This window comes from Pseudomonas rustica (assembly GCF_018336155.1).
In the GTDB taxonomy this organism is placed as follows: Bacteria; Pseudomonadota; Gammaproteobacteria; order Pseudomonadales; family Pseudomonadaceae; genus Aquipseudomonas; species Aquipseudomonas rustica.
This window is the reverse complement of the sequence record NZ_JAGYHF010000003.1, coordinates 17,902-43,770: the sequence shown is the minus strand read 5'-3', so window position 1 is coordinate 43,770 and position 25,869 is coordinate 17,902. Positions and strand designations below refer to the sequence as shown.

At 59.0% G+C, this 25,869-nt stretch carries 22 protein-coding genes; all 22 read right to left on the bottom strand.

Translation table 11 applies throughout. The features are described from left to right. Positions 1-91: 91 nt before the first annotated feature. Complete coding sequence (locus KFS80_RS05795; RefSeq protein ID WP_053118349.1) at positions 92-1,567, bottom strand: sigma-54 dependent transcriptional regulator; 1,476 nt, start codon at positions 1,565-1,567, stop codon at positions 92-94. A gap of 172 nt (positions 1,568-1,739) precedes the next feature. Continuing rightward, complete coding sequence (gene fliT, locus KFS80_RS05790) at positions 1,740-2,036, bottom strand: flagellar protein FliT (protein ID WP_212544227.1); 297 nt, start codon at positions 2,034-2,036, stop codon at positions 1,740-1,742. A gap of 11 nt (positions 2,037-2,047) precedes the next feature. Beyond that, the gene (gene fliS, locus KFS80_RS05785; protein WP_159812638.1) at positions 2,048-2,446 is read right to left on the bottom strand and encodes a flagellar export chaperone FliS; all 399 of its coding nucleotides are present in this window, start codon (positions 2,444-2,446) and stop codon (positions 2,048-2,050) included. A 129-nt stretch (positions 2,447-2,575) separates the two neighbouring features. Next, a complete protein-coding gene (gene fliD / locus KFS80_RS05780) occupies positions 2,576-4,006 on the bottom strand; it encodes a flagellar filament capping protein FliD (protein ID WP_159812636.1) in 1,431 nt (476 codons plus the stop codon). 82 nt (positions 4,007-4,088) lie between these two features. Continuing rightward, positions 4,089-4,445 carry a flagellar protein FlaG gene (locus KFS80_RS05775; protein WP_159812634.1) on the bottom strand — a complete coding sequence of 119 codons (357 nt, stop codon included), beginning with the start codon at positions 4,443-4,445 and terminating at the stop codon, positions 4,089-4,091. A 73-nt stretch (positions 4,446-4,518) separates the two neighbouring features. Continuing rightward, positions 4,519-5,379 carry a flagellin domain-containing protein gene (locus KFS80_RS05770; RefSeq protein ID WP_212544226.1) on the bottom strand — a complete coding sequence of 287 codons (861 nt, stop codon included), beginning with the start codon at positions 5,377-5,379 and terminating at the stop codon, positions 4,519-4,521. A gap of 243 nt (positions 5,380-5,622) precedes the next feature. After that, positions 5,623-5,889 (bottom strand): hypothetical protein, encoded by a 267-nt coding sequence (locus tag KFS80_RS05765; protein WP_159812630.1) that lies wholly within the window; start codon positions 5,887-5,889, stop codon positions 5,623-5,625. Further along, entirely contained in the window at positions 5,886-7,175 is a 1,290-nt protein-coding gene (locus KFS80_RS05760; protein ID WP_212544225.1) for a motility associated factor glycosyltransferase family protein, read from the bottom strand. Before KFS80_RS05760 ends, KFS80_RS05765 begins: the two co-directional genes overlap by 4 nt. Before the next feature lie 84 nt (positions 7,176-7,259). Beyond that, positions 7,260-8,186: a ketoacyl-ACP synthase III gene (locus KFS80_RS05755; RefSeq protein WP_053118335.1), complete on the bottom strand. Its 927-nt coding sequence runs from the start codon at positions 8,184-8,186 to the stop codon at positions 7,260-7,262. A gap of 226 nt (positions 8,187-8,412) precedes the next feature. Further along, complete coding sequence (pseI, locus tag KFS80_RS05750; RefSeq protein ID WP_212544224.1) at positions 8,413-9,465, bottom strand: pseudaminic acid synthase; 1,053 nt, start codon at positions 9,463-9,465, stop codon at positions 8,413-8,415. Then, positions 9,458-10,963 carry a UDP-2,4-diacetamido-2,4,6-trideoxy-beta-L-altropyranose hydrolase gene (pseG, locus tag KFS80_RS05745; protein WP_212544223.1) on the bottom strand — a complete coding sequence of 502 codons (1,506 nt, stop codon included), beginning with the start codon at positions 10,961-10,963 and terminating at the stop codon, positions 9,458-9,460. The genes pseI and pseG overlap by 8 nt, the downstream gene beginning before the upstream one ends. After that, positions 10,960-11,655, bottom strand: coding sequence for a pseudaminic acid cytidylyltransferase (gene pseF / locus KFS80_RS05740; RefSeq protein ID WP_159812622.1), 696 nt, complete (start codon positions 11,653-11,655; stop codon positions 10,960-10,962). Before pseF ends, pseG begins: the two co-directional genes overlap by 4 nt. A gap of 6 nt (positions 11,656-11,661) precedes the next feature. Then, positions 11,662-12,825 (bottom strand): UDP-4-amino-4,6-dideoxy-N-acetyl-beta-L-altrosamine transaminase, encoded by a 1,164-nt coding sequence (gene pseC, locus KFS80_RS05735; RefSeq protein ID WP_212544222.1) that lies wholly within the window; start codon positions 12,823-12,825, stop codon positions 11,662-11,664. Continuing rightward, positions 12,822-13,823 (bottom strand): UDP-N-acetylglucosamine 4,6-dehydratase (inverting), encoded by a 1,002-nt coding sequence (pseB, locus tag KFS80_RS05730; RefSeq protein WP_053118323.1) that lies wholly within the window; start codon positions 13,821-13,823, stop codon positions 12,822-12,824. The genes pseC and pseB overlap by 4 nt, the downstream gene beginning before the upstream one ends. Positions 13,824-13,853: 30 nt before the next feature. After that, positions 13,854-16,778 (bottom strand): glycosyltransferase family 2 protein, encoded by a 2,925-nt coding sequence (locus KFS80_RS05725; RefSeq protein ID WP_212544221.1) that lies wholly within the window; start codon positions 16,776-16,778, stop codon positions 13,854-13,856. Positions 16,779-16,827: 49 nt separating this feature from the next. After that, positions 16,828-17,565: a cephalosporin hydroxylase family protein gene (locus KFS80_RS05720; protein WP_212544220.1), complete on the bottom strand. Its 738-nt coding sequence runs from the start codon at positions 17,563-17,565 to the stop codon at positions 16,828-16,830. Between the two features lie 17 nt (positions 17,566-17,582). Then, positions 17,583-18,653 carry a class I SAM-dependent methyltransferase gene (locus KFS80_RS05715; protein ID WP_212544219.1) on the bottom strand — a complete coding sequence of 357 codons (1,071 nt, stop codon included), beginning with the start codon at positions 18,651-18,653 and terminating at the stop codon, positions 17,583-17,585. Further along, positions 18,643-19,515 (bottom strand): NAD-dependent epimerase/dehydratase family protein, encoded by an 873-nt coding sequence (locus KFS80_RS05710; RefSeq protein ID WP_159812610.1) that lies wholly within the window; start codon positions 19,513-19,515, stop codon positions 18,643-18,645. Before KFS80_RS05710 ends, KFS80_RS05715 begins: the two co-directional genes overlap by 11 nt. Further along, positions 19,512-20,072: a dTDP-4-dehydrorhamnose 3,5-epimerase gene (gene rfbC, locus KFS80_RS05705; protein WP_212544218.1), complete on the bottom strand. Its 561-nt coding sequence runs from the start codon at positions 20,070-20,072 to the stop codon at positions 19,512-19,514. Before rfbC ends, KFS80_RS05710 begins: the two co-directional genes overlap by 4 nt. Continuing rightward, positions 20,069-21,151, bottom strand: a complete 1,083-nt coding sequence (rfbG, locus tag KFS80_RS05700) for a CDP-glucose 4,6-dehydratase (RefSeq protein ID WP_212544217.1) — start codon at positions 21,149-21,151, stop codon at positions 20,069-20,071. Before rfbG ends, rfbC begins: the two co-directional genes overlap by 4 nt. Next, positions 21,133-21,906, bottom strand: coding sequence for a glucose-1-phosphate cytidylyltransferase (rfbF, locus tag KFS80_RS05695; protein WP_212544216.1), 774 nt, complete (start codon positions 21,904-21,906; stop codon positions 21,133-21,135). Before rfbF ends, rfbG begins: the two co-directional genes overlap by 19 nt. Positions 21,907-22,185: 279 nt before the next feature. Continuing rightward, positions 22,186-25,776 (bottom strand): glycosyltransferase, encoded by a 3,591-nt coding sequence (locus KFS80_RS05690; protein ID WP_212544215.1) that lies wholly within the window; start codon positions 25,774-25,776, stop codon positions 22,186-22,188. Between the last annotated feature and the right edge of the window lie 93 nt (positions 25,777-25,869).

The following is a 25,869-nucleotide window of genomic DNA, read 5'->3' as shown; positions in this document are numbered from 1 at the left end:
GACCGTCAGTTAAACGGAACGTTGCGAGGGATGTAGCAATACCCGTGCCTAAAAAAAACTGCTTATAAATGAAGCAGTTGAAAAACAGGCGTCAATCCTCCGCCTGTTCGTCTCCGTCGCGGCGGCTCATGCCGTACTTGCGCATCTTCTCCACCAGCGTGGTGCGGCGAATACGCAGACGCTCGGCTGCACGCGCCACGATGCCATTGGCGTCGTCCAGCGCTTGCTGAATAAGGCCTTGTTCGAGACCACCGAGGTAGTCCTTCAGATCCAGGCCTTCCGGCGGCAGCAAGGCGTTGGCGGTGAAGTCCGGCGTATGACCGTTGATGGCCACGCGCTCTTCGAGATCACTGCGCAAGCTGTCGACCAGTTGTTCGTCTTCGTCGTCGACGTAGCGGAATTTCTTCGGCAACTCGACCACGCCGATCACCCCGTACGGGTGCATGATCGCCATGCGCTCAACGAGGTTGGCGAGCTCGCGGACGTTGCCCGGCCAGCCGTGACGGCACAGCGACATGATCGCCGCCGAGTTGAAACGGATCGAGCCGCGCTTCTCGTGTTCCATGCGCGAGATCAGTTCGTTCATCAGCAGCGGGATGTCTTCGACGCGCTCACGCAGCGGCGCCATCTCGATCGGGAACACGTTGAGGCGATAGTAGAGATCTTCGCGGAAGGTGCCGATCTCGATCATGCTTTCGAGATTCTTGTGGGTCGCGGCGATGATGCGCACGTCGACGCTCTGGGTCTTGTTGCTGCCCACGCGTTCGAAGGTGCGTTCCTGCAGGACGCGCAGCAGTTTGACCTGCATCGGCAGCGGCATGTCGCCGATTTCGTCGAGGAACAGCGTACCGCCGTTGGCCAGTTCGAAACGGCCGGCACGGCTGGTGATCGCGCCGGTGAAGGCGCCCTTCTCGTGGCCGAACAATTCGCTTTCGAGCAGCTCGGCCGGGATCGCCCCGCAGTTAACCGGCACAAACGGCGCGTCGCGACGCTTGGAATGGTAATGCAGGTTACGCGCGACCACTTCCTTGCCAGTGCCGGACTCGCCAAGGATCAGCACGCTGGCGTCGGTATCGGCAACTTGCTGCATCATCTGACGCACGTGCTGAATCGCACGGCTGGTGCCGACGAGGCTGCGGAACAGGTTGGGTTCGCGATGGCGACCGCGCTCGCGGGCCTGGTCGTACATCTCGCGATAGACCTGGGCACGGTGCAGGGAGTCGAGCAATTTGCTGTAGCTCGGCGGCATTTCCAGGGTCGACAACACCCGGCGGCGCTGGTCTTCCGGCAAGTCGACGGAAGAATTATCGCCCATCAGCAAAACGGGAAGGAACTCATCCCAGCTTGAGAGTGTCTTTAACAAGCCCAAAAGCGCGCCAGGAGCATTAACCGTCCCGATCAGTACGCAAATGACTTCACGACTAGACGACAAAGAGCCGACTGCCTGCTGCCAGTCATGGCTGCCGCAGGGTAAATTTTCTTCGCCGAGAAAATTTAAAATCACCGCCAGGTCGCGGCGGCGGACGCTATCGTCATCGATCAGCAGAATTTTGGTTTCACGCCACATGCAATAGCAACTTCCCTGGTCAACTCAATGCCCGAAAATGGGGGCAAGCGAGACGCTTGCAGGACACTCTGTGCCTGTAGACGCCCGAAATCTGAAAACAGCCACTAGTTAAGTCAAAAAACCGTGCACAGTCAAATTTATGGCGCACATCTCTGGATTAACTGAAGGTTAATTAACCAAACAGATGGTAAACCTTTGCCGCGTTCCGCGCTTGGGTGATCTGCGACATCTCATCGACTATCGCCTGGCGTTCGCCCATGGCCACTTCAAGCAGCTGCCGGTAAACGTGCAGCAACTCTTCCAGATTATCGCGCAATGCATCTTCGTCCAGCGAAGCTTCCGCCATGACGTCTTCCATGCAGGCGCGACATGCCAGATCCAGCTCGCCAACGGCTTCCCAGTTACGATCAGCCAGCGCACTGACCAGTGCTTGACGAGTGTCGGCGATTCGCTGCAATACAAGACTCATGACGATCTCCTTCAGAACTGCGGAGCAGGCGTAGGTGCGATGGCATCCCAGCCTTCTTTTACCGTGCTCAGCAGGCCTGCAACCTCATCGAGAATGCGCGGATCACTGCTGATGTTCGCCTCGGCGAGGCGCTTCATCATGTAGATATACAGGCCGTCCAGATCCGCCAGCGTATCAGCGCTGTTTTCCAGATCCAGACCTTCGCGCAAGCCACTGACGATGCCGATGGCCTTGCCGATCGAAGTGCATTTGCCCGGAATGTCCTTGCGTTCGATGGCACCTTTCGCCTGCGCGATACGGGCCAGTCCGCCTTCCATCAACATTTGCACCAGACGGTGCGGGCTCGCTTCAGACGTTTGGGCGTGCGCGCCGACTTTTTGGTACTGCCGAAGGGCTAACATCGGATTCATGTTCTACCTCATTGCCACAATGACTCGTATAACCAATGTATCGCCAACGAGTCTGAAAACTTTAGATGAAAAGACAAAAACCCGGCGCACGCCGATAAAGCGTAGCCGGGTTTTTGTCGTTCTTACCTGTTACTTCGCGGATTGCTGAGCATTGAGCGAGCTGAAGAACGACGTGATGTTGCTCGCCGTTGCTTTCATCTGCCCGACCAACAGATCCATCGCGTTGTATTTTGCGGTCAGCGTTGCCGTCAGGCTGGTGACATGCAAATCCAGCGCCGTCTGCTGCTTTTGCAGGCTAGACGAGAGGTTGGTCAGGTTGGAGCTGCGCTGATCGAGCAGGCCGCCGGTCTTGACGTACGGGTCGACCGCACTGCTCATGCGCGCCAACAGACCGTTAGTGGCGTTGGTGCCGGAGAACATCTGCTGAACCTGACCAGCCATGCCCGGTGTGTCCATTCGTTTGTTGAACACAGCGGTGTCGAGTGCCAGCAGACCGGTTTTGCTGTCGGTCATTACGCCCAACTGCGACAACACCGTCAGTTGCGCACTCGGGCCAGATTCGGTCAACTGCTCACGAATGTCAGCCATCAGCGAGCGCGGCAGCGAGTCACCGGTGAACGCTGCGGAAACGGTCAGATTACCGTCCGCATCCGGTGTTGCCTTGGACAGCGTGTCGATGGCCTTTTTCAAGGTGTTGTAGGAATCGACGAACGTCTGAAGCGAAGTCTGGATTCCGGTGGTGTTGGTGGCAACCGTCACAACGGTCGGTGTGTCACCAGTGCTCATGGACGCAAGGTTCAGCGTCAGACCACTGATTGCACCCGTCACCGTGTTGCTTTTGCTGGTCACGGCCAAGCCATCGATGGTGATGGCGGCGTCTTTGGCGACACCGTTGACGGATCCGGCATCGCCCGCCGCCGGTGTTCCACCCATGACTTTAGTGCCGTCAATCTCAAGGCCGGCGATACCGCTGACGCTGAGGTCGGAACCTGCGCCGGTCTTGTTGGAGCTGATCACCAGACGCGAAGCGCCGGAGCTGTCGGTCACGATGTTGGCAGAAATACCGTTGCTCGCCTGCGCGGTGTTGATCGCGTCGCGAGTGCTTTGCAGCGTGGCATTGGCCGGAATCGTCACAGGATAATCAGTGCCATTCTGACTGATTTTCAGAGTACCACTCGGAATGGCACTGGTCGTACCGCCAGCGAAAGAGGCACTGGCTACTTTCGAACCGGTGGCCAGACTCTTCACGACAACGTTGTAGGTTCCCGGCACAGCGGTGCTGTCGGACGTAACGCCTAAAACGGTCGGGGTACCGGAGGTCGCAGTAAAACCGGCAAACGCAGGGCTCGACGCTTTGTTGAGGTCGGTCATCGATTTCTGAAACGCCGCCAGCGCGCTTTTCAGCGAACCGACACCGGAAATCTTCAGCGAGTTGGTTTTCGTCTGAGTGTCGATCTGCGTCTGCTTGGCAGACTTGTCGGCGTTAACCAGCGCGGTAACGATCGCGCCGATGTCCAGGCCGGAACCCAGTCCGGAACCCGGTAAAATTGGACTTGCCATGTGCATCTCCCTTCAGATTGTTGCCATTCTTTTGACCGCTACCGGCGTCCTGAGAACGAACAAACACGATTCATGCCAGCTATCAGACTTTGGCGTCGAACAACACGTGACTGGCGTTGGCCAGGCTGTCTGCCAGCTTTAGAGCTTCGGCGGAGGGAATCTGTCGAACGACTTCACCCGTCTCGCTTGCGATCACTTTGACGATAACCTTTCCAGAATGCTCATCGATCGAGAACTCCAGATTGCGCTTGATCGACTGGACGAACTTTTCGATCTCCTGCACCGCCAGCTTCAACTTGGCATCGTCCGTATCCTGGCTTTTGTCAGCGACCGGAGCGTCAGCCTTGGCAACCTTTGGCGTCTCTGACGGCTTGTCAGGCACCGGGGCCACGGGCTTCGGAGCCGGATAAGACACGCTAAGCTTTACGCTCATGTCCATGCCCATCACCTCTTAACGTAAAAAAGCGAGAGAGCACGACAAACGCACTCCCCCGCTTAAACTCGATCCGGAATTACTGAAGCAGCTTCAGTACGGCGGAAGGCAGTTGGTTGGCTTGAGCCAGTACGGAAGTCGAAGCTTGCTGCAGAGTTTGCTGCTTGGTCAGGTTAGCAGTTTCTGCGGCGAAGTCGGTGTCCTGTACACGACCCTGAGCAGCGGTGGTGTTTTCAGTGATGTTCTGCAGGTTGGAGATGGTGCTGGTCAGACGGTTTTGCGAAGCACCCAGGTTTGCACGGGTTGCACCGATCGAAGCGATAGCAGCGTCGATTGCGGTGATCGCGTTGTCGATGTTCACCGAAGCGGAACCAGTGCCAGTACCCGAAGTACCGGTCAGAGCCAGAGCACCGCTGTTTACGGACAGGCTGGTTGCGTCGAACTTGCCAGTCAGTACCAGGTCGATGTGGTTAGCCGAACCGGTGTTCGCGCCTACTTGCAGGGTCACAGTACCAGCCGTACCGTCCAGCAGGTTTTTGCCGTTCAGGTTGGTCGAAGCCGAGATACGGGTGATCTCGTCGGACATCTGAGCGAATTCGGAGTTGGTAGCGGTCTGGTCAGCAGTGCCGTTGGTACCGTTACGTGCTTTAACAGCCAGTTCACGCATACGCTGCAGGATGTCGGTAGTTGCTTGCAGAGCGCCTTCAGCGGTCTGAGCTACGGAGATACCGTCGTTGGCGTTCTGGATCGCCTGAGTGTTACCGCGGATCTGCGAGGACATACGGTTGGAGATCTGCAGGCCAGCGGCGTCATCTTTAGCGCTGTTGATTTTCAGGCCGGAAGACAGACGTTGCATCGAAGTCGACAGAGCGTCGGAAGCGCGGTTCAGGTTTTTCTGAACGTTCAACGATGTGGTGTTGGTGTTTACTGTTAAAGCCATGACGAATTCCTCGTTGGTTGGGTACTGCGGCTTCCGGCCCTGGCAACCGCCGGGTATGGCCTAGAGAACCTTCGTAATAGTTATCGTCGGGTTTGCAGGTTGCTTGAGGGCTTTTTGAAAAAAATTTGCCATCACCCTGCCACCCCCGAGAAAACAAGGGCTTAGCCGCGCCCCGCCCACGAAAAAATGACGTCATAAAATCGACTGCCGCGCAAAGCAGCGGGCCAGTGCCGTTGGTCGCCTTCAGCGCTGCGTGCTTTGTAGCAGTTCGATCAGTTCGTACTCCATGAAATCAGCGAGGCCCAACCAGTCCTGACGCTCCTGGCATTCGAGGATTTGCGTCAGCAAGGTCGCCCAGGCTTGCTGGACATCGGTCGATGCCGACATGAGCGCCTGCTGCGCGCCTCCGAACACGTCAACCATGACCAGCGCGGCCTCGACATCACGGCCCAGACGAAACAGTCCGGCGCACTGGCGGCATTCGTCCATGCATTTCTCGATCGCTGTCATTGCACGAACTCCGGATCGAACTGCGTGCCGGCAATCAATGCGCCCGCGCGGCTGCTGTTATAGAACTGCACGTGCGGATGGGCAGCGATGTAGCGCTCCAGCACACACAGATAACCGCGAAAGTTGAGCTGCGTGGCGACGCGCTGGCCATTTCCGTCCAGCACCCAGTGCCGTGCCTGACTCACGCCCGGCCCCAGATCGCCGTCATTCCAGCCCGCATGGGTTTTATTGTTGGGAAACGCGAAGTCAGCGCCGAACAGCGTGATGCGCTGCGCGCCCATCTTCACCGCCAGATCCACCGCCGGATGGATCACACTGCCGCCAACGTGCAGCAGCGCCCTTGGATGTTTTTCACGCAGACCGGCATACACCGGACTGGCGGAATAACCACCATAGCGCTTGCCCTTCCAGGCCTTCAGCAACTCGGGATCGCTCATTGGCAGATAAACAAGGGGAATGCCGTCGGACTCTTCAAACGGCAAATGTCGAAAGCCGATGCGCTGATCGATGCTCACCACCATGTCCGGGGCGATCCCGTGTTCACGCAGAGGCCGATAGGCAGTGTCGACGGCAATGAACAGCGGACGAACGGCCTGCTGACGGATCACCGCCAACCGTTCGAAATGGCTCTCCAGCGTCGGCCCGGTGCCGATCACGAACACCTCTCGACCGGCGCAGGTATTGAACAATTGCGCCACATCATCATCGCCGAGCAGCACCGGCAAGCAATCTTGCAAGCGCTGCTGAATGACAGGCGACTGAGGATCGAATTCGCGATTGTTAAAGCTCAGGTGCACCTCGCTGACCAGCCGATCACGGATCTTCGCGTTGAAGTCATCGGCCAGCAGCATCTCGGCTGGCAAGGCAAAAAACGGCGTGCAGATATCGGAAAGATCGCCTGCATAAAACAGCTCCACGCGCGGATCTTCCAGCCACTGGCGTTGATCAAGCAGTTGCAGCACCAGCGCAAACAACGCGCCATTAAGGATGTGCACGTACAAGCGATCAAGGTTTTTGCGCTCCAGTAACACGCCCGGCAGATCGCCGAGGCCGGTGCCGTAGACGTGCAGTTGGGCTTTGTCCGGAAGACTGGCGGCCTGAATCCGCGCCTCATGCGTGCGGTCATGACGGCTGGTGAGCTGGATGCCGTTGACGCTCAGTGTCGAACCCAGCCCTTGCGTCAGCTCAGCCTCAATGGCCGAACTGTCCTCAGCCATCAAGCGCTCGAACAGCGCCGGCCAGCGTCGTTGCAGGACTTCGGCATTGGCCTGGAAAAACTCGCTCATGACGCCTCGCACTCCGTTTCAGGCAAAAAAATAGCGCTCAAGGTTAACCCTTGAGCGCTATTTTTGTATCGGCCGTTGTGTGGCTCAAGGACGATAAATAATCGCCGAGCCCCACGACAGACCCACACCGAAACCGCTGAGCGCGATGCGCTGCCAGTCGGAATCGATCACGTGTTTTTCCAGCAGCAGCGGAATGCTCGACGACACGGTGTTGCCGGTCTCGACCATGTCCTTGATGAACTTCTCCGGCTCGCCTTCGAAGCGTCGCGCCACGGCATCAACGATCGCCGCACTGCCCTGGTGAATGCAGAACGCGTCGATGTCATCAGCCTTGAGGCCAGAATCGTCGAGCAGCTCGTGCAAGTGCGCCGGGACTTTCAGCAACGCAAAGTTGAATACCTGACGACCGTTCATGAAGAACACGCCATCGGTGACTTTCAGGTGCGGCGCGCCGGAACCGTCGGTGCCGAACTTGGCCTTGCCCAGCGCCCAGGTCGGATCTTCGCCCATCCACGTGGCGGTGGCGGCATCGCCAAACAGCATGGTGGTGTTGCGGTCTTCCGGGTCGACGATTTTCGAGTACGGATCAGCGGTGATCAGCAGACCGTTCTTCAGGCCGGCGGCTTCCATAAAGCCCTTGATCGCGTAGATGCCGTAGACGTAACCGGAGCAACCCAGGGAAATATCGAACGCAGCGACATTGGTCGGCAGGCCGAGTTTGTCCTGGACGATCGCGGCAGTGTGCGGCAGGCCTTCTTCGTCACCGTTCTGGGTGACGACAATCAGCGCGTCGATCGATTCACGCTTCAGTTCAGGGTTGCTGGCAAACAGCGCATTGGCTGCTTCCACACACAGATCCGAGGTTTCTTGATCAGCGTCTTTGCGCGGCAGAAACGCCGAACCGATTTTGCCAAGGATGAATTCTTCATCCTTTTCGAATTTTGCACCTTGTGCGTAATTGTCCACGCCGGCTACAGGAACGTAGCTCGCAATGCTTTTTATGCCAATCATTACGGCTTCCCAATAAAAAACAGCCCAAGACCACCGCTCGCAAGGATTTCGAGGGGCGCTGACAAACAGAAAACGGCCGCCACAACGGGCAGCCACGGGGAGCGCAAAGGGCTATCACTGCCACCGATAACGGGCCAGGCGCCATCTCACCGATTAATACAATACAGTGAAGATGCGCGTTATGACTCGCAAGTCACGATAAATGCCGAATCGATTGCAGATCGGTCTATTCGATCAGCGACCAGTCCAGCGGCGTACCGCGCTTGATCGGCGTGCGCGCGCAGCGGCCGAGAACGGCGTCGGTGTGCTTGGGCGGCAGACCGAGACCCGGACGAATGGCGCGCAGATTGGCGGCGGTGAAAGGCTCACCGGCGGCCATATCAGCGGTGACGTACAGCGAACGGCGATAAACCACCGACTTGCGCTCGGCTTCGGTCACGCCGTAATGCACCTGACCCAGCGCCTGCCAGGCGCGTTCGGTTTCCACCACCAGACTGGCCATCTCCGCCGGTTCCAGCGAGAAACTGGCGTCAACGCCACCGGACGCGCGGTCGAGGGTGAAGTGTTTTTCCACCACCGTCGCGCCCAGCGCCACCGCCGCCACCGATACACCAACGCCCATCGAATGATCAGACAGCCCCACTTCGCAGCCGAACAGTTCACGCAGATGTGGAATCGTGCGCACGTGGCTGTTTGCCGGTGTCGCCGGGTAGGTGCTGGTGCATTTGAGCAGCACCAGATCCTTGCACCCCGCCTCCCGCGCAGCGCGCACGGTTTCATCGAGTTCGGCAATGCTCGCCATGCCGGTGGAGATGATCAGCGGTTTGCCGGTGGCCGCAACGCGACGGATCAGCGGCAAATCAGTGTTCTCGAAACTGGCGATCTTGTAGGCCGGTACGTCGAGGCTTTCGAGAAAGTCCACGGCGCTGTCATCGAACGGCGTCGAGAACGCGAGCATGCCCAACTCTTTCGCCCGAGCGAAAATCGGCGCGTGCCATTCCCATGGTGTATGCGCCTTCTCATACAGGTCATACAAGGACGTGCCGGCCCAGAGGCTGCCCGGATCCTTGATGAAAAACTCACCCTCGGCGATATCCAGCGTCATGGTCTCGGCGGTGTAGGTTTGCAGCTTCAAGGCATGCGCGCCAGCCTTCGCCGCCGCTTCGACGATTTGCAGGGCCACGTCCAGCGACTGGTTATGGTTGCCGCTCATCTCGGCGATGATGAACGGCGGCGCGTCGGCACCGATCAGGCGATCGCCAATCTTGAAATCAGGCATGCGGGTGTTCCTTCAAGACACGGGTGAACGCACAGGCACTTTGCAGATACCCGGCGTCACGAAAGACATTCAATGACGGGCGATTGACAGGCGAAACCTGCGCGTTGATTGCGGTCAGTTGCGGCCAGTGCGCCGTGACGAATGCCTCACCGCGAGCGAGCAGCGCCCTGCCCCAACCGAGGCCCAGACGCTGTTCAAACAGATACAGCGAAACTTCGGCCTCAAAACCACGCAAGTCATAACGCAACACGCCGACCGGGCCGTCATCGCCTTCGGCAATCAACAGCAGTCGCTGCGGATTGCGCAGGCTCGCGCTCAACCAGTGTTGATGCTGCTCGCGGTCGATCACATCGGTTTTCTGCGACCAGCGTCGCACCGCCTCGGCATTGCGCCCGTCGAACAACAACTGCGCATCGTCCAGCGTTGCCGGGCGCAGTTTCAGCACCGCGCCAGCCAACGCTGCTGCTACGCGCAACGCACCACGACCGTCGACCAGTTGCCGCGAACGCTCGGCCAGACTTTGCCGCAGATAAAAGTTGCCAACGACAAAACCGATCGCATCGCGCAACTGCTCGACACTGACCTGCTCGCGGGCGCCCATAAACACATGCGCACCGGCTGCCGCCATGACTTCGCCGTTGACCTGCTGATTGTTCGACACCGCAATGCAAATCGTCGGCAAGCCGAGCGCCGCGCGCTCCCAACTGGTGCCGCCACCAGCGCCAATAAACAAATCGGCTGCAAGCATGCGCTGATGAAAATCGCTGACAAAACTGTGCAGGCGCCAGTGCGGCCGCGTCTCGGCCAGTGCCTGCATTTGCGTCCAGGCCGGGTTGTCGGCGCCGGCGACAAAATCCACTTCAAGTTCGGCAAAATCGGCCAGCGCCAACATCGCGTGATGGGTCTGGCGGGCAGCATCGAAACCGCCAAAATTCACCAGCAGTCGCTGCGCCTGCGGCTTGATCTCGATGGCCGGGGCATTGAATTCCTCGCGCAACATCGCATAGCGCGGGCCGAGCAACGTGCGGCAATTGGCAGGCAGCAGCGGCTGATAATTTTCGCTGAGGCCGGACAAATTCTGATTGAGCAACAGGTCGACGCTGTAGCGCCGCGTGGCCAGATCATCGACCGCCGCAATGCGTGGCGCCCAGCGCCGGGCAGCGGTTTGCCAGTGATGATCGAGCCCATAGTGATCGGCGATGATCCAGTCGAACGCGGTGTGACCGTCCAGCAGCTGCGCCAGCGCGTCGATGTCGGCCTGCCACGGCAACATCGCTTCGATGGCTTGCTGCGGGTCTTCATCGGGATAGCGTTCAGGCAGCGCGAAGGTCTCGAAACCCTCGGCGCTCAGCGCATCGAGCCGATGCCCCGGCAAGCGCCGACAGGCAAACGCGACGTGGCTGCCTTGCCCGCGCAGCACCCGCGCCAGCGTCAGGCAACGGGCGATGTGGCCGCTGCCGATGGTCGGCGAGGCGTCGGCACGGATCAGCACTCTCACGATAATTCTCCGCCAGCCTTCAGCGCGGCATACAGGTATTCGGCGCGTTTCCAGTCGTCCAGCGTGTCGATGTCCTGCACCAGATGTCGGGGCAAAATCACCGGCAGACTGGTGGGCGAATAGATCACTTCGCCGCGCAACCAGGCATCGCTGCGGCCCCAATAAAACTGCCCGGCATCCTGATAGGCCTCAGGCAGATCCTGCGAGCGAGTGTTGCGAAACTCCGGGTACAAAGCTTGTAAAGCGCCCTGCCCGTCCAGCGTCAATGCACGCTGCACCGGAAAGCCAAAACTGCACACGGAGAAGGCAAAGGATTTGTCCGGATTCTGCTCAAGCAACTCAAGCCCCTGACGCAAATAGCGCGTCTGCAGCAACGGCGCCGTGGCATAAACGCAGCAGGCGTATTCGAAATCCGACAGTTGCTGCAACGCATGCACGATCACTGGCGCAGTGCCGGCGTAATCATCAGCCAGCTCCGCCGGGCGCAGGAACGGCACCTCAGCACCGTGCGCCCGCGCGACTTCGGCAATCTCGCCATCATCGGTGCTGACCACAACCTGTTCGAACAACCCCGAATCCAGCGCCGTGCGGATCGAGCGAACGATCATCGGCACGCCGTCGAACGGTTTCAGGTTCTTGCGCGGGATGCGCTTGCTGCCACCACGGGCGGGGATGATCGCAACGCAGCTCACGTGGGTTTACTCCTCAAGAAGCAGCCGTCGCAGTTGCTCGACCACATAGTCCTGTTGTGCGTCAGTCAGCAGCGGATACAGCGGCAGACTGATTGCTTGCGCGTAATAACGTTCGGCCTCGGGGAAGTCACCCTCGGCAAAACCCAAGTCGCGATAGTAAGGCTGCAAGTGCAGCGGAATATAGTGCAGATTCACCCCGACCCCGGCCGCGCGCAACCCTTCAAAGATTTGCCGGTGGCTGAGATTGACGCGCTCAGTCTGCACGCGCACCACGTACAGGTGCCACGCCGATTCAGCCTCTGGCTGAGGGCTTGGCAAGGTCAGTGGCAGGTACGCCAGCAAGCGGTCATAACGTGCGGCCAATTCACGGCGACGGCTAATGAAGTCGTCCAGCTTCGCCAATTGCGACAGACCCAGCGCGGCTTGCAGATCGGTGATGCGGTAATTGAAACCGAGCTCGATCTGTTCGTAATACCAAGGGCCGTGACTGGCGTCAGTCATCTGCTGCGGATCGCGGGTCATGCCGTGGCTGCGCAGGCGCTGCAAACGCTCGGCCAGCGCCGGACGATTGGTCAACACCATGCCGCCCTCGGCGCTGGTGATGATTTTTACCGGATGGAAACTGAACACGGTCATCGCGGCGAACTCACCGCACCCGACCGGACGCCCGGCGTACGACGCGCCGACCGCGTGCGAGGCATCCTCGATCACGGTGACGTTGTAGCGTTCGGCCAGTTCGGCGATGCGGCGCATGTCGCAGCTCTGCCCGGAGAACGCCACTGCGACTAAAACCTTCGGCAACGTACCGTCGCGCTCGGCCTGATCGAGTTTCGCTTCGAGCGCGAAGGCATCGAGGTTCCAGGTCAGCGGATCGATGTCGACAAAATCGACGTCGGCGCCGCAATAACGTCCGCAGTTGGCTGAAGCGAGAAAGGTGTTCGGCGTCGTCCACAAACGATCGCCCGGCCCCAGTCCTGCGGCCAGACAGGCAATGTGCAGCGCCGCCGTGGCATTGCACACCGCCACGGCGAAATCGGCCTGACAGCGCTCGGCCAGCGCTTGCTCGAAACGCGCGATGGTCGGGCCCTGGGTCAGCCAGTCGGACTGCAACACCTCGACCACCGCATCAATGTCCGCTTGGTCGAGACTCTGCCGACCGTACGGAATCATGCCGACAGCTTCGCGTGCAGGTCGGCGATCTGCCCGACCGACAGGAAGTGCGGATTGGTGTCGGAACGGTATTCGAAGTCCTCACCGACCGCCCGGCCCTGCTCACCGAGTTTGTCGACAGCAAAATCGACGTCGACACTGGTGAAGCGAATCGACGGCTGAATCGTGTAGTGATCGGCAAATTCCAGGGTCATCCGCGCATCGTCCAGCGGCACCATCAGCTCATGGAGTTTTTCGCCCGGACGAATGCCGACGTTTTTATGCGGCAGATGCTCGGCCATGCCCAACGCCAGATCGACGATGCGGATCGACGGAATTTTCGGCACAAAGACTTCGCCGCCATGCATCCGCGCGAAGCTGTCGAGGACGAACTGCACGCCGTGGTCGAGGGTGATCCAGAAGCGCGTCATGCGCTCGTCGGTAATCGGCAACTCAGTCGCGCCGTCAGCAATCAACTTGCTGAAAAACGGCACCACGGAACCGCGCGAACCGGCGACGTTGCCGTAGCGCACCACGGCAAAACGGGTTTCCTGTTCACCGGCAATGTTGTTGGCGGCAACGAACAATTTGTCCGAGAGCAACTTGGTCGCGCCGTACAGATTGATCGGGCTCGCCGCTTTGTCGGTGGACAGCGCGACGACTTTCTTCACGCCGTTATCGATGGCGGCGGCGATGATGTTTTCCGCGCCATTGACGTTGGTGCGAATGCACTCGGTCGGGTTGTATTCCGCCGCCGGCACTTGCTTGAGCGCTGCCGCATGCACCACGTAATCGATGCCACGCATGGCCTGGCGCAGACGGTCAGCGTCGCGCACGTCACCAATGAAGTAACGCATGCACGGCGCGTTGAACGTCTGCTGCATCTCGTACTGCTTGAGTTCGTCGCGGGAGAACACCACCACGCGCTTGGGCTGGTATTGCTCAAGCAGGCGGGCGATGAATTTGCGCCCGAACGAACCGGTGCCGCCAGAGATGAAAATCGATTTACCGTTGAACATGTGCTGATTCCTGATCCTGGTTCGGCCGACTCAAGCGATTAACTGCGACCAGTTGATCGAAGCCTTTTCACCCAAGGTAAAACCCTTGCCGCTCAGGGCCAGGTTGGCGTTGTAAGCCGGATCCTGCGCGAAGGCGTTGCTCCATTTCTCACGCAGGGCTTGCAGTGCTTCTGGCGCTTGCGGCAGGTCGCCGTTATGCAGCACTTGCACCAGCGGCGTCCATACGACGAGGTAACCAGCCTGACCGGCCTTGAGGCACAGATCGACATCGCTGAAACCGTCCGCGAAAGACACTGCATCCAAGCCATCCAGCGCATCGAACAATTTTTTGCGCACCATCAGGCAAACCTTCGACACGGCCGAGTAGTTCTGATCGACCACCAGACGCTGCATGTAACCCTCCGCGGCATTTTTTTCGCCAATGAAGGGTGAGCCGACGCCCCCGTTCAGCCCCAAAATCAAACCAGCTTGGGAAATTTTTCCGCTGCGGTCGACCAGTTTGGCCCCAACGATACCGACCTCAGGACGCTGGGCGTGGTTGAGCAGCGATTCAATCCAGTTCGGGTTGACCACCTCCCCGTCCGCCGCCATCAGCACCAGGTATTCACCCTGCGCTTCTAGGCTGCATGCGTTGATCAACGCCGCGTCAGTGAGTGGCTGATCAGCACGCAACACCCGCACTTTGGCGTGATTCAGTGCACCCAGCCAATCGTTGACGGCGGCGGATTGATTCGGGTTGGCTGCAATCAGCACTTCGTAGCGGGTGTAACGGGTTCTGAGCAACACGCCGTCGAGGCATGCCTTCAGTGCCCGAAGATCGTCCCCGGCCGGCAGAATGATCGACACCAACGGTTGCCCGGCATGGCGATAATCAACCTGATAGGTTCCCGGCTGCGCGGAGTTGACCCGGGCCTTGTAGCCGCGATTGCTAAGATGACGCAGCAACGCCTGACGCTCGTGGGCGTTTTCCTCCAGCTCCACGGCCTGAGAAATCAGCAACGGTTCATCCAGGTGAGCCAAACCGTCGAGGCCGCCCTGTTCGATGATTCGCAGCAGCACATCAAACTCCAATGCCTTGCTGAAGTCGGCCTGATAACCCCCGATATCGATCAGCACTTCGCGACGAATCAACCAGTGCCGCGCCATCAGCGAAGGCACGCTTTGCAGCAAATCGAGGTTGAAGCCTGGCCGGAACAGATCCACCAGCGCACCGTCTTCCTTGCGCTGGATTTCATCTGTGGACACCGCACGCACACCTGGCGCAGCGATCAGTTCGAGGCTGGCACGCAGCAGGCCGGCCGCCGTGAACTCGTCACCCGCTTCAGCCAGCAGCAGCCACTCGCAGGAAGACTGGTTAACGCTCTGATTGAGCTTGTCGACAAAGTTGGTTTGCGTGACCCGGACAAAGTGCAGAGTGTTCTGCGCGGCGGTCGCCGCTGGCGGCTCTCCCGTGGTGAAAACCACGACTTTGAAGGCCTTGCTGTGACCTTCAAGCAAACTGTCGAGGGTGACTTGCAACTGATCGATGTCGTTGTTCAGATCCAGCAGAAAAATGCCGAACTGCGGGCCGCCATCATTGGCTGCCAGGTAACGGGTAGCCGCCTCGGCCTGCTCGCTGTCCGGCTGGCGCACGGCGAGCCAGTCGAGCAGTCGACCGGTGAGCATTTTTTTGAAGGTCGGCTGATGCCCTTCGAGCAGCATCGCTTCCAGTCGGGCAACCCAGTCACGCAGCTTTTGCGCCTCGTCGTCCTCACCCATTGTTTGCAACTGCACAATCAGGCGATTGATCACTTCGCGATTGAACACGTTACTGTCGTGAGCCTGCCACAAACGATCGACCACGCTTTCCGGACTGTCGTTGTTGCGGGCAAGCATCAGGTTTTGCTGACGGGCCCACACACCTTCGAGCATTTCCAGTTGTACGCGCCCCGCCGGCATGGTGTGCAAGAGAAACTCGTACTGCGTCAACAGATCGAAAAACACCTGATTGTAGAACGGCATTTCTACGTACTGATTCGGGCCAAAACGGCGTCGCGGCCCGCCTTCGATATTGCTCCATTTCGACTCGATAATCAGCTCGGCATCCAGTGCGCGGCTGGTTTTCAGGCTGTCTAAGAGCGCGGCAAAGGTTTTCAGTGCGAACTGTTTGCCCTGTTCTGGATTCTGATGCACGACTTGCGTCGGCACCCCTGCCAGGAACTCGGCAAACGCTTCACGCTCGGCCACGCTTTTGGCGTCGACAAACGCCAGCGAGTGATAGATCTCGGTGTTGTGATCGGAGTCGTTGTAGTTGATTTCACGCACGACATAAGGGATCGGCAGAACCCGCGCCTTGCCCCGGGCCAGCATGTAATAGGTGTGACCGATCTCCTGCCACTGGAAGATCGTGTCTTCCGGCATCGCGTTGTACCAGTCACGCAAAATCGCCGTGCGTTGCACCGCATAGAACGGTGGAAGGTACTGCGACATGTAGTCCAGCACACGATCCGGGGCGTGATCGGCCGAGTAGTCCTCGCAGACTTTTTTGTCGCGGCGGTAGTAATGGACGCTGTTGGCCAAGGCCAGATACATCATGCTGTAGCCGTGGCACAGGCTGTAATCGGGGTTGTCTTGCATGAAGGCCACGGCTTCAAGCAAGGCGTCATGCACGATGAAGTCATCGTCGGCGGCGAACACCATGTAGGGGGTCTGCAACTGCTCGACACCGTACGCCAGCTTGGAGCGTATGCCCCAGTAACCGAACTGCGGCAAGTGCCGATAATCCACGTTGGCGTATTCACGAGCAGTCTCTGCCAGCGCATTAGCCGAAGAATCCAGCACCAGAATCCGGCACGGCAGACTGCTGTAGAACTTCAGAGCCCTGCGTAAAAACGCCGGGCGTTCGTGAGATATCAGCACAACGGTCAACTGTTCGTTGAGTGCCAAACCCTGTTCAGAACTGTTCTTGCCTTGCATATATTCCCCACACGCGGCGAGTCGCCGAAAACTCATCGTTGTTTATTAATTAACGGACGCGGCGCAGATAGCCATCCGGCGCGACAGTGATCAGCAGCTTGTTGTGAATGGACTGGTCGATTTCGAAATCCTGGTTTTCTTCGAGGTATTTCCACACCGCGGTTTTCGGGTTGTCGCCCGGACCCCATGGACGATCCGGGAAGAAATCGGCCGGCATGTCTTCAACCACGGTGTCCATGACCACGCAGTAGCTGTCGACCGACACCAGCGGTGCGTACAGACGCAGCTCTTCCAGCACGTGATCGTGGGTGTGGTTGGAGTCGAGCACCAGAATGACTTTCTTGCCTTTGGCGGCGGCTTGCACTTGCGCGGCAATGCCGGCGTCGATGCTCGAGCCTTCAATCATCTTGATGCGCTTGGCCATCGGGTGGCTCTCGATCGCTTCGCGATTGTGCGGACGAATGTCGAGGTCGATGCCGAGCACTTCGCCGTGGCCTTGCAGCTCCAGCAACGAGGCGTAGTAAATGATCGAACCGCCGTGGGCGATGCCGCACTCGATGACCAGATCCGGTTTGACCTGCCAGATGATCTCCTGCATCGCCATCATGTCTTGTGGCAACTGGATGATCGGACGGCCCATCCACGAGAAGTGGTAGCTGTACTTGTGTTTGGCCGATTCGTTGAAGAAATCACGGGCCAGGCCGGTGAGTTTCTGGTCGTCACCCTGCTGGGCAATCTGTTCCCGGCACTCGGCTTCGAAGGCTTGATTAATGCTGTTGTCGGTCATTGTAAAAATCTCAAGGGTCACTGGAACGAAGCGCTGTCGACGGCGTGATAGACGTAGCGTCCACCGGTCATCCGCTTGATCTCTTCGAGGTAATTGGAGTTCATCACAAACAGATTGGCGCCTTCGGGCAGCGCATCCATGGCTTCTTGCGGCGACGACACGCGCGCGCCGCTCAAAGGCAGATAACGTCCCTGTTTCGCCGGGTTGATGTCCACCACGCGATCCACCGCCACACCCGCGCGTTGCAGGAACAGCGCATATATCACGCCTTTGGATGAGGCGCCCCAGATCGCCGAACCCTGCTCAGGTGCCGACCGAATGATCTGCAATGCACGGTCGAGGCTGGCGGTAAAACCTTCGGGCAGCGTAAGGCGCGGCACCGGTTGTTCCGGAGTAAGACGCAACGTGGAGAGGTCAGCAACGATGTACAGGTACTGGCCACCGAACAGATGGCCGGCCTCGAGCACCGTGCCGAACATCCGGCGCAAGTCATCGAGGCGAAAATAATTAACGTGTTCGTAGAACAGGTCGAACCAGGCCTTGTGTTCGAGGATCCAGTCGAAGCACGGCACTTCGATGTAGATGTGCCCGCCCTGATTTGCCGCAGCCATTTCAGCTAGAAACGCTACCGGATCCTGAATGTGCTCGAGTACGTGTCGTAACACGATCGCATCAGCCGAAAGGCCCAGCTCGCGGGTGAACGGCGCCCTGATCACATCGGCATTGTCACCTTCGTAGGAAGGATCAATGCCGGTAATGGCATAACCCAGGTCGCGTAGCATTTCGAGAAAGTAGCCTTTTCCGCAACCGATTTCTAACAGAGCCCGATGGGAGAAATGGCGGGCCAAAATCAATTCGACAGCCTTAAGATGCTCCTGAAAGTGCACCGAATGCGCTTGCTCGTTTTGATAGTCAACATCATAGCTGAGCTTGCTGGCGTCGAAGGTCTGGTTGAAGATCAGCCCGCTCTGACTGTCCTGTACCAGAACAATGTCTGCGACACCCGAAGCCTGCGCCTGCTCGGCGGTGGCAAAGGTAAGGTTCTGCAACACCGGCAGCCCGTTCGCCCGGTAGAGTTCATGCTGCATGTTCTTCATCCTTCAGTTGCGAGATCCGCTGAGCATCGCCCCAAAAAGCCATGGGTTCATGCACTGAGTAGCCGTAATGCCCCAGATTGAGGGCGATAGAGGATTGCCGTTGACGAACCCGTTGCTCAACCAAAGTCCGAACGGAAACTGGCTTGCCACTGCAGCAGTTGAAGATCCCGAAAACATCGCGACGCATGATCAACTGAACCAACAGGGAAGCGGCTTGGGTGATTTCCAGGTAATCACGCAATTGGTCACCGGCCGACATATTGAAGTGCGTGTCGCCGGCATCGATGGCTCGGTCAAGGCTGGCCAAAAGACTATTGGGGTTTTGCCCTTCGCCATGCAGATAAAACAATCGCGCCCACTGCAAAGAGAACGCATGCTTGCGCTGCAATGCCATCAGAAACTGACGCAGAGTATTTTTGGCCAGGCCATAGGGCGTGCAGGGCCTGGCGTCGACAGCCTCGCTCAATGAACCACTTTGCAGGCCATATTCGAAGCAGGTTCCCGTTACCATCACCTGGCCAATACCCGCGACGATCAAGCGCTTGAGAAAGGCATAATCGCGCGGCAGATTCTGCTCGAAATGGAACAGCGCCTGATAATCAGGCAGCCCGCTCCATGCCAGATGTGCGACGGCGTCCATCCCGAGAGCCAAAGCTTCGACGTCGAGATCCGCTGAGTGAATATCCGCTGCGACGAATTCAACGTCAGTAAACCACGGCAAAACTCTCGCCGCTTCAACGTTACGAGAGACTGCACGAACGTTGATTCCTTTGGCGAGCAAAGCGCTGATAAGGTGTCGGCCCACAAAACCGGTGGCGCCGGTTACAAGCACATTCTTGACCGGGTTCGTCACAACACGACTCCGGGAAAGCCTTGGTCGAGTAACGGATGACAGGAATCCTTGGTCGACAAGTTTTTGACAGGCAACGGCCAACGAATCGAAAGCGCTGGATCGTTCACTGACAGACCTGCCTCGTGCTCCGGTGAATAATCGGCGTCGGTGAGGTAAAGCACTTCCGACTCATCAGTCAACGATTGGAAACCGTGGGCAAAACCCGCCGGGATCAAAAGGCTGCGTCCGTCGTCAGCCCGCAACTCTTCGGCGTGCCACTGCAAATAGGTTGCCGACTGCGGTCGCAGATCGACCACCACGTCCCAAATTGCGCCTCGTATACAGGTGATCAGCTTCGACTCCGCATACCCGGCTTTCTGATAATGCAGTCCTCGCACACTACCTTTTTCGACGGTCCGCGAATGGTTGACCTGGCGAACCGCAAACGGCCGATGTTGTGCAGTCAGACGGCCCTGACAAAACAATCGGGCAAAGCGTCCCCGATCATCGCAAAAGACCTTTTGCTGGATAAGGTACAAACCTTCCAGTTCGGTTGCCTGTAGTGTGAAATCAGTCATCGGCGCTCCCCGTAGAGGTTCAATTGCTTCAAGGTCACGGCGCGCATGTCATCGCCGTTCTGCCACGCCAGATGCCAGTCGAGGGTTTGCGTCAGACACTGTTGCAACGTCCAGCGCGGCTGCCAGCCGAGCAGTTGTCGCGCGCGGCTACTGTCGAGGCGCAACAGGCCGGCCTCGTGCAATTCACTCGGTTCGATGCGCAAACCCCGCGCTTGCGGCCAGCGACTGGCGAGCAGTTCGACCACTTCGCCGACGCTGCACATGTCCGCCTCGCCGGGGCCGAAATTCCATGCGCCGGCGTATTCCGGGCCTTGCTCGTAGAGGCCAGCGGCCAATTGCAGATAACCGGCCAGCGGCTCCAGCGCGTGTTGCCATGGGCGCACGGCTTGCGGGTAACGCAGGGTCACTGGCTCATCCGCCGACCAGGCTTTCAGTACATCGGGAATCAGTCGCTCAGGGGCGAAATCACCGCCGCCCAACACATTGCCGGCGCGCGCCGTGGCGAGGGCCAGACCATGCTCGGCGTACTTGTCAGCCGGGAAAAACGACGCGGCGTAAGACTGCGCCAACAACTCGCAACAGGCTTTGCTGCTGCTGTAAGGATCGTGGCCACCAAGGGCTTCGTCTTCGCGGTACGGCCACAGCCATTCCTTGTTGGCATAGACCTTGTCGGTGGTCACCAGCACACAGGCGCGCACGCAACCGACCTGCCGAATCGCTTCGAGCAGGTTGAGCGTGCCCATCACGTTGCTGGAATAAGTTCCGAGTGGATCGCGATAGCCTTCACGCACCAACGGTTGCGCGGCGAGGTGCAAAACGATCTCCGGCTCGGTGTCGGCGATGATCTCCAGCAGTGCGCCGAGGTCACGCAAATCACCGCGCTGATCGTTGATGCCTTCGTGTACGCGCGCCAGTTCGAACAGGCTCGGTTCGGTCGACGGATCGAGGGCAAAACCGCTGACCTCGGCGCCAAGGCTTTGCAGCCACAGGGTCAGCCAGCTGCCTTTGAAACCGGTATGCCCGGTGACCAGAACGCGTTTGCCACGCCAGAATTCGGCACTCAGTCCCATTGCTTCCATGGGGCCTCCCCGCTTTGCCACAAGGCTTCGAGATGGTTCTTGTCGCGCAGGGTGTCCATCGGCTGCCAGAAACCGTCGTGCTGGTACGCCATCAGTTCACCGCGCTCGGCGAGACCGTCCAGCGGGCCGGATTCCCACGACGTGTCGTCACCGCTGATCAGCGGCAGAACCTTGGGCGACAGAACGAAAAAGCCGCCGTTGATCCAGCCACCGTCGCCGCGTGGCTTTTCGGTGAAACCGAGCACGCGATCGCCGTCACGATCCAGCGCACCATAGCGTCCCGGCGGTTGCACGGCGGTCACCGTGGCTTGTTTGCCGTGGGTCAGGTGGAAGTCGACCAGAGCGCTGATGTTCAAGTCGGAAACGCCGTCGCCGTAGGTAAAGCAAAAAGCTTCTTCGTTTTCCACGTAGCGTGCAGCGCGGCGCAGACGGCCACCGGTCATGGTTTCTTCACCGGTGTCGATCAGCGTCACGCGCCATGGCTCGCTGTAATTCTGGTGCACGTCCATGCGGTTTTCGCGCATGTCGAACGTCACGTCGGAGGTGTGCAGGAAGTAGTTGGCGAAGAAGTCTTTGATCGCGTAGCCCTTGTAGCCAAGGCAGATCACAAAGTCATGAATCCCGTGGGCGGAATACTGCTTCATGATGTGCCAGAGAATTGGCTTGCCACCGATCTCGATCATCGGTTTTGGCTTGAGGTGCGACTCTTCACTGATGCGCGTGCCCAGGCCACCCGCCAAAATTACTGCCTTCATCGTCTCCCCTCTTGTTCGTCACAGGGCTGCGCGTCGCTTGGTTGAGCGGCGGGCCTTCTGGCTAAACCTTTCTGCCGTTATGGGCGCAGCGGATGTGACCGCAAGCGCTCGTTTTATGGCGATTTGAGGGGGACTTGCAGGAAACGCGCCAGCTCCAGTGGCGACTACTAACTCGAACAAGATCTGCAGAGCACGTGGCCTCGCAAGCAAAAAGGGGAGCCTGATCATCAGCAATCGGGCTCCCCTTTTTCAGTTTTACATTGATCACTTACAGCGCGATCAATCCGCCAGCCAGCCATACTCCCAATAACGCAGGTTATCGCCACGCAGTATGAAATCTCGCCGCACCACCTCACGCAATTCATCGCCCATACGGTAGCTGGCGTCCGGGTCGGCCAGGTGCATGCGGATCGCTTGCAGCCATTCATCCGTGGTGTTGGTCTTGACCCGCGTGCACGGCAGATAGCCGCGATAGGCCTCGGTGTCAGTGCAGATCACCGGGTAACCGCAGGCGCCGTATTCCAGCAAACGCAGGTTGCTCTTGCAGTCGTTGAAGATGTGGAATTCCAGCGGTGCCAGCGCCAGATCGAGGTTGAGGCTGGCCAGTTTGGCCGGGTAATCCTCCAACGGAATCACGCCGTGGAACTCATGCATGTATGGACGCAAATCATCCGGGCACATGCCAAAGAATACCCAGTCGACTTCATTGGCCAACTCGCGCACGACCTCGGCGATCACTGCCAGGTCACCATGGTGGCTGGTGCCGCCGCCCCAGCCAACACGCGGTTTTTTCGAGGTGCTGCGCTGGCTGCGCAAATTGGCCCACAGCTCTTTGGCCAGCATGTTGGGCACCACGCGAATGTCGTGATGCATGCCCGACAAGGCATTGGCCAGTGGCTGCGTTGACACCACCACGCGATCGCACAAGCCAATCGCACGGCGCACCAGTCGCTCCATTTCATACTTGTCCGGCATGTTGCGGATGTGCGCGTTGCGATGTGGAATGTCGATGACGTAGTCATCCAGCTCGAAAATCCGTCGGGCGTTGAAAAACGACTGCAACGGCGGAATTTCGTTGATCGCTTTCTCCGAATATCGTCCCTGCAGCACGATGACGTCAGGCGACTGGCGTTCAATGTCGATGATCGACGGCAAGCCATAGCAGAAGCGGCCCTCGACGCGGCCAGCGGCGACCAGTTCGATCATCGGCTGAGTCATGCGATAGTGCCCGATGGCCGAGTCATTGATCGGCACCGCCAGCACGTTGGGCAACAGCGCTTTGGAAAACGCGCTCCAGCCACTGCGCTGTCCAGGCTCGAGGTTAAAACTGCTGCCGCCGGCACCTTGTAACGACAGGTTTTTGTTGTACGCCGGATCGCGCGCAATCAACGGCAGCCAGCGCTTGTAGAACACTTCCTGTTCCTGGTCGCAGGTTTGCCGTTCCTGCGCCGACGCGACAACGTTCGCTCGTGCGCCTAATGCCAGCGCGGCGTACGGCGTCCAGACCACCAGATAACCGTGCTGCGCAACGCGCAGGCACAGATCAGCATCGTTGAGCGTCAGCGTCAGGTTCTGCTCATCGAGGCCGCCCACTTCGTCGAAGACTGCCTTGCGTACCATCAGGCAGTCACCGCCAACGGCGCTCAGGTTGTGCGCCACCTGCAATCGAAACAGGTAGCCCGCCGCATGCATCGACTGGCCATAAAACGGCAGGCCGACCGGCGCATGCAGACCCAGGATCAACCCGGCGTGCAGCACCCAACCATCGGGGTTGAACAGCTTGGCGCCAACCACACCGACCTCGGGACGCTGCGCATGATTGAGCAACTCGTCGAGCCAGTCACCCTGAGTGATCACCGCGTAAGGGTTGAGCATCAACACGTATTCACCGCGCGCCTGAGCCACAGCCAGGTTGTGCACGGCAGCCAGATTGCCTTGCGCACAACCGAGTACGCGAATGCGTTCGCTGCCCAACTGCGCCATGCCGTCCAGCCACAAACGCGCTTCAGCGCTTTCGCTGCCATTGTCGACCAGCAGCAATTCGTACTCGCTGTAGACGGTTTTTTCCAACAGGCTTTCGACGCAGCGTTGCAGCGCGGCGGTGTGATCCTTGGTGACGATGATGATCGACACCAACGGCCGCGCGGCATGCTGATAATCGACGCGATTGAGCAATTCGGTGCTGCCGCGACGGATCGTGTGAGCAACGCCCAAGCGCTGCAAATGCGCTTCGAGCAAACGCGGATTGTTGTCGATGACGCCACGCTCGGCGAGCCACGTGGCCAGGTCTCGCGCGGACTCCAGCAACACCTCTGCGACGTGACCAACCACTTGCGTGCCGTCGCTCTCGACCATGCGCAGCAGCACATCGTGCGGCGCCAGATCAGCCAGCGCAGTATCGAAACCACCGAGGGCGACGAAGCGTTCGCGCTCGAACGCCAACGCGCGCCCGACATAGGGGAAGCTGCGCATCAGGTCGAGGTTGAAATCCGGTTTGAAGGCAGGCTCGGCCGATTCGCCACCGCGCAGACTGCCCTCGTCGCTGTACAGGCATTTGAACGCGAGAGAATGGGCGATGCGCTCGGCCATGATCAACAGCGCCGGGGCAATAAGACGATCGCCGGCGTGCAGCAGGTAGAACCAGTCGGCGCCATCGAGTTGCGGCAACAACTCATTGATCTGCGCCAATCCGTCCTCAAGCAACGGCAAGTGGAACACCCGACCATTGAGCTCGGGTTCAGTGCACGCGGCGGACAGCACCAGAATCAGGTTCGCCGGGTAGTCCTGTTCAGCGAGCGATTGCAGGGTTCGTTCCAGCGCTGCATTGCTGCCCTTCTCGTCGATGACGATCGGCACGATGCCTGGGTTGCGCGACCAGTCGGCGAGTGTCACTGCAAGCAACTTGCGCTGCTCGCTGGTGAGTACACGACACGCCAGCCACTGTGAATAGAGTTCGGCAAAGCTCTGGCTGTCAGCACCGACAAGCCATTGCTGACCGCTTTGCTTGGTGCCCAGTGTGCGGCTCAGTGGCAGCTCTTCCCAGACGCGTGGCGCGGTATCGGCGTCAACCAACGGCACATAGCGCACCCAGCCTGGCGCGGGCGCCGCCTCGGTGTTGCGCGCCTTGAGCATTTGCGACACCCACTCACGCTCTACTTCGACGGTGTCCCTCATCGATTGCTGCGCGCTTAAGCGTTCCGGATAGAGGCGCTCGGCACAGAGTACGGTGTTCAACACCACCAGATTGCCCCGGCGCAGCAGGCACACGAATAAAGCGAAATCCAGTGTTGCAACGAAGCAGTGACCTTCCTGCGTCAAGGCCGGCAGCAGCTCGACGAGGTCGGCACGGCGGAACAAGGCGTTGCTGAAACCGCCGAGGATATTCACCGGGAAATTGTCAAAGACGCTCAGCAGGTCGTCGCCTTTGAACAGGCCATCGACCGGCGACAGCGAGGTGTTTTCCAGGCGCGACGGCAGGATAATGTCATCGGCATCCCACAGCAGACGCGAGGCCAGCACCAGACTCACTTCATCGCGGGAAAATTCCGCAGCCTGTTGTTCGATACACGCCGAATACAGGTGATCGTCGTCGCAAAGAAACTTGAGGTACTCGCCTTGCGCCTGCTCGAGACACGTCTTTAGATTGCCGACCAGGCCCAATGTGCGCGGGTTGCGTACGTAGCGAACGGTGACACCTGATTGCTCGACCACCGAGGCGACAACGCCTTCGATCTCGGTGCCACGGCTGTCGTCGCAGACAATGATTTCGAGGTTGCCGTAACTCTGACTCACGGCACTGTTCAATGCCCGTTCAAAAAAAAGCGGATTGAAGGCAGGAATGACCAGGCTGACAAGGGGAAGTGAATTCACGGCGGACTCGCAAGCGGCGGGAACCCGCCCGGAACAGCGAGCCCTCTGACACCGCAAAAGAAGACATTAAAACCAGGTAACCGGGCGCTTGCG

Coding starts and splice junctions, on each gene's coding strand:
- pseI (WP_212544224.1), bottom strand. CDS start 9,465: ATGCCTGATTTCAAGATTGGCGATCGCCTGATCGGTGCCGACGCGCCG.
- KFS80_RS05770 (WP_212544226.1), bottom strand. CDS start 5,379: ATGGCTTTAACAGTAAACACCAACACCACATCGTTGAACGTTCAGAAA.
- rfbC (WP_212544218.1), bottom strand. CDS start 20,072: ATGACTGATTTCACACTACAGGCAACCGAACTGGAAGGTTTGTACCTT.
- rfbF (WP_212544216.1), bottom strand. CDS start 21,906: ATGAAGGCAGTAATTTTGGCGGGTGGCCTGGGCACGCGCATCAGTGAA.
- KFS80_RS05765 (WP_159812630.1), bottom strand. CDS start 5,889: ATGACAGCGATCGAGAAATGCATGGACGAATGCCGCCAGTGCGCCGGA.
- KFS80_RS05795 (WP_053118349.1), bottom strand. CDS start 1,567: ATGTGGCGTGAAACCAAAATTCTGCTGATCGATGACGATAGCGTCCGC.
- pseC (WP_212544222.1), bottom strand. CDS start 12,825: ATGATTCCGTACGGTCGGCAGAGTCTCGACCAAGCGGACATTGATGCG.
- KFS80_RS05755 (WP_053118335.1), bottom strand. CDS start 8,186: ATGATTGGCATAAAAAGCATTGCGAGCTACGTTCCTGTAGCCGGCGTG.
- KFS80_RS05775 (WP_159812634.1), bottom strand. CDS start 4,445: ATGGACATGAGCGTAAAGCTTAGCGTGTCTTATCCGGCTCCGAAGCCC.
- KFS80_RS05720 (WP_212544220.1), bottom strand. CDS start 17,565: ATGACCGACAACAGCATTAATCAAGCCTTCGAAGCCGAGTGCCGGGAA.
- pseB (WP_053118323.1), bottom strand. CDS start 13,823: ATGTTCAACGGTAAATCGATTTTCATCTCTGGCGGCACCGGTTCGTTC.
- fliS (WP_159812638.1), bottom strand. CDS start 2,446: ATGAATCCGATGTTAGCCCTTCGGCAGTACCAAAAAGTCGGCGCGCAC.
- KFS80_RS05725 (WP_212544221.1), bottom strand. CDS start 16,778: ATGCAAGGCAAGAACAGTTCTGAACAGGGTTTGGCACTCAACGAACAG.
- fliT (WP_212544227.1), bottom strand. CDS start 2,036: ATGAGTCTTGTATTGCAGCGAATCGCCGACACTCGTCAAGCACTGGTC.
- fliD (WP_159812636.1), bottom strand. CDS start 4,006: ATGGCAAGTCCAATTTTACCGGGTTCCGGACTGGGTTCCGGCCTGGAC.
- KFS80_RS05760 (WP_212544225.1), bottom strand. CDS start 7,175: ATGAGCGAGTTTTTCCAGGCCAATGCCGAAGTCCTGCAACGACGCTGG.
- rfbG (WP_212544217.1), bottom strand. CDS start 21,151: ATGGAAGCAATGGGACTGAGTGCCGAATTCTGGCGTGGCAAACGCGTT.
- KFS80_RS05715 (WP_212544219.1), bottom strand. CDS start 18,653: ATGCAGCATGAACTCTACCGGGCGAACGGGCTGCCGGTGTTGCAGAAC.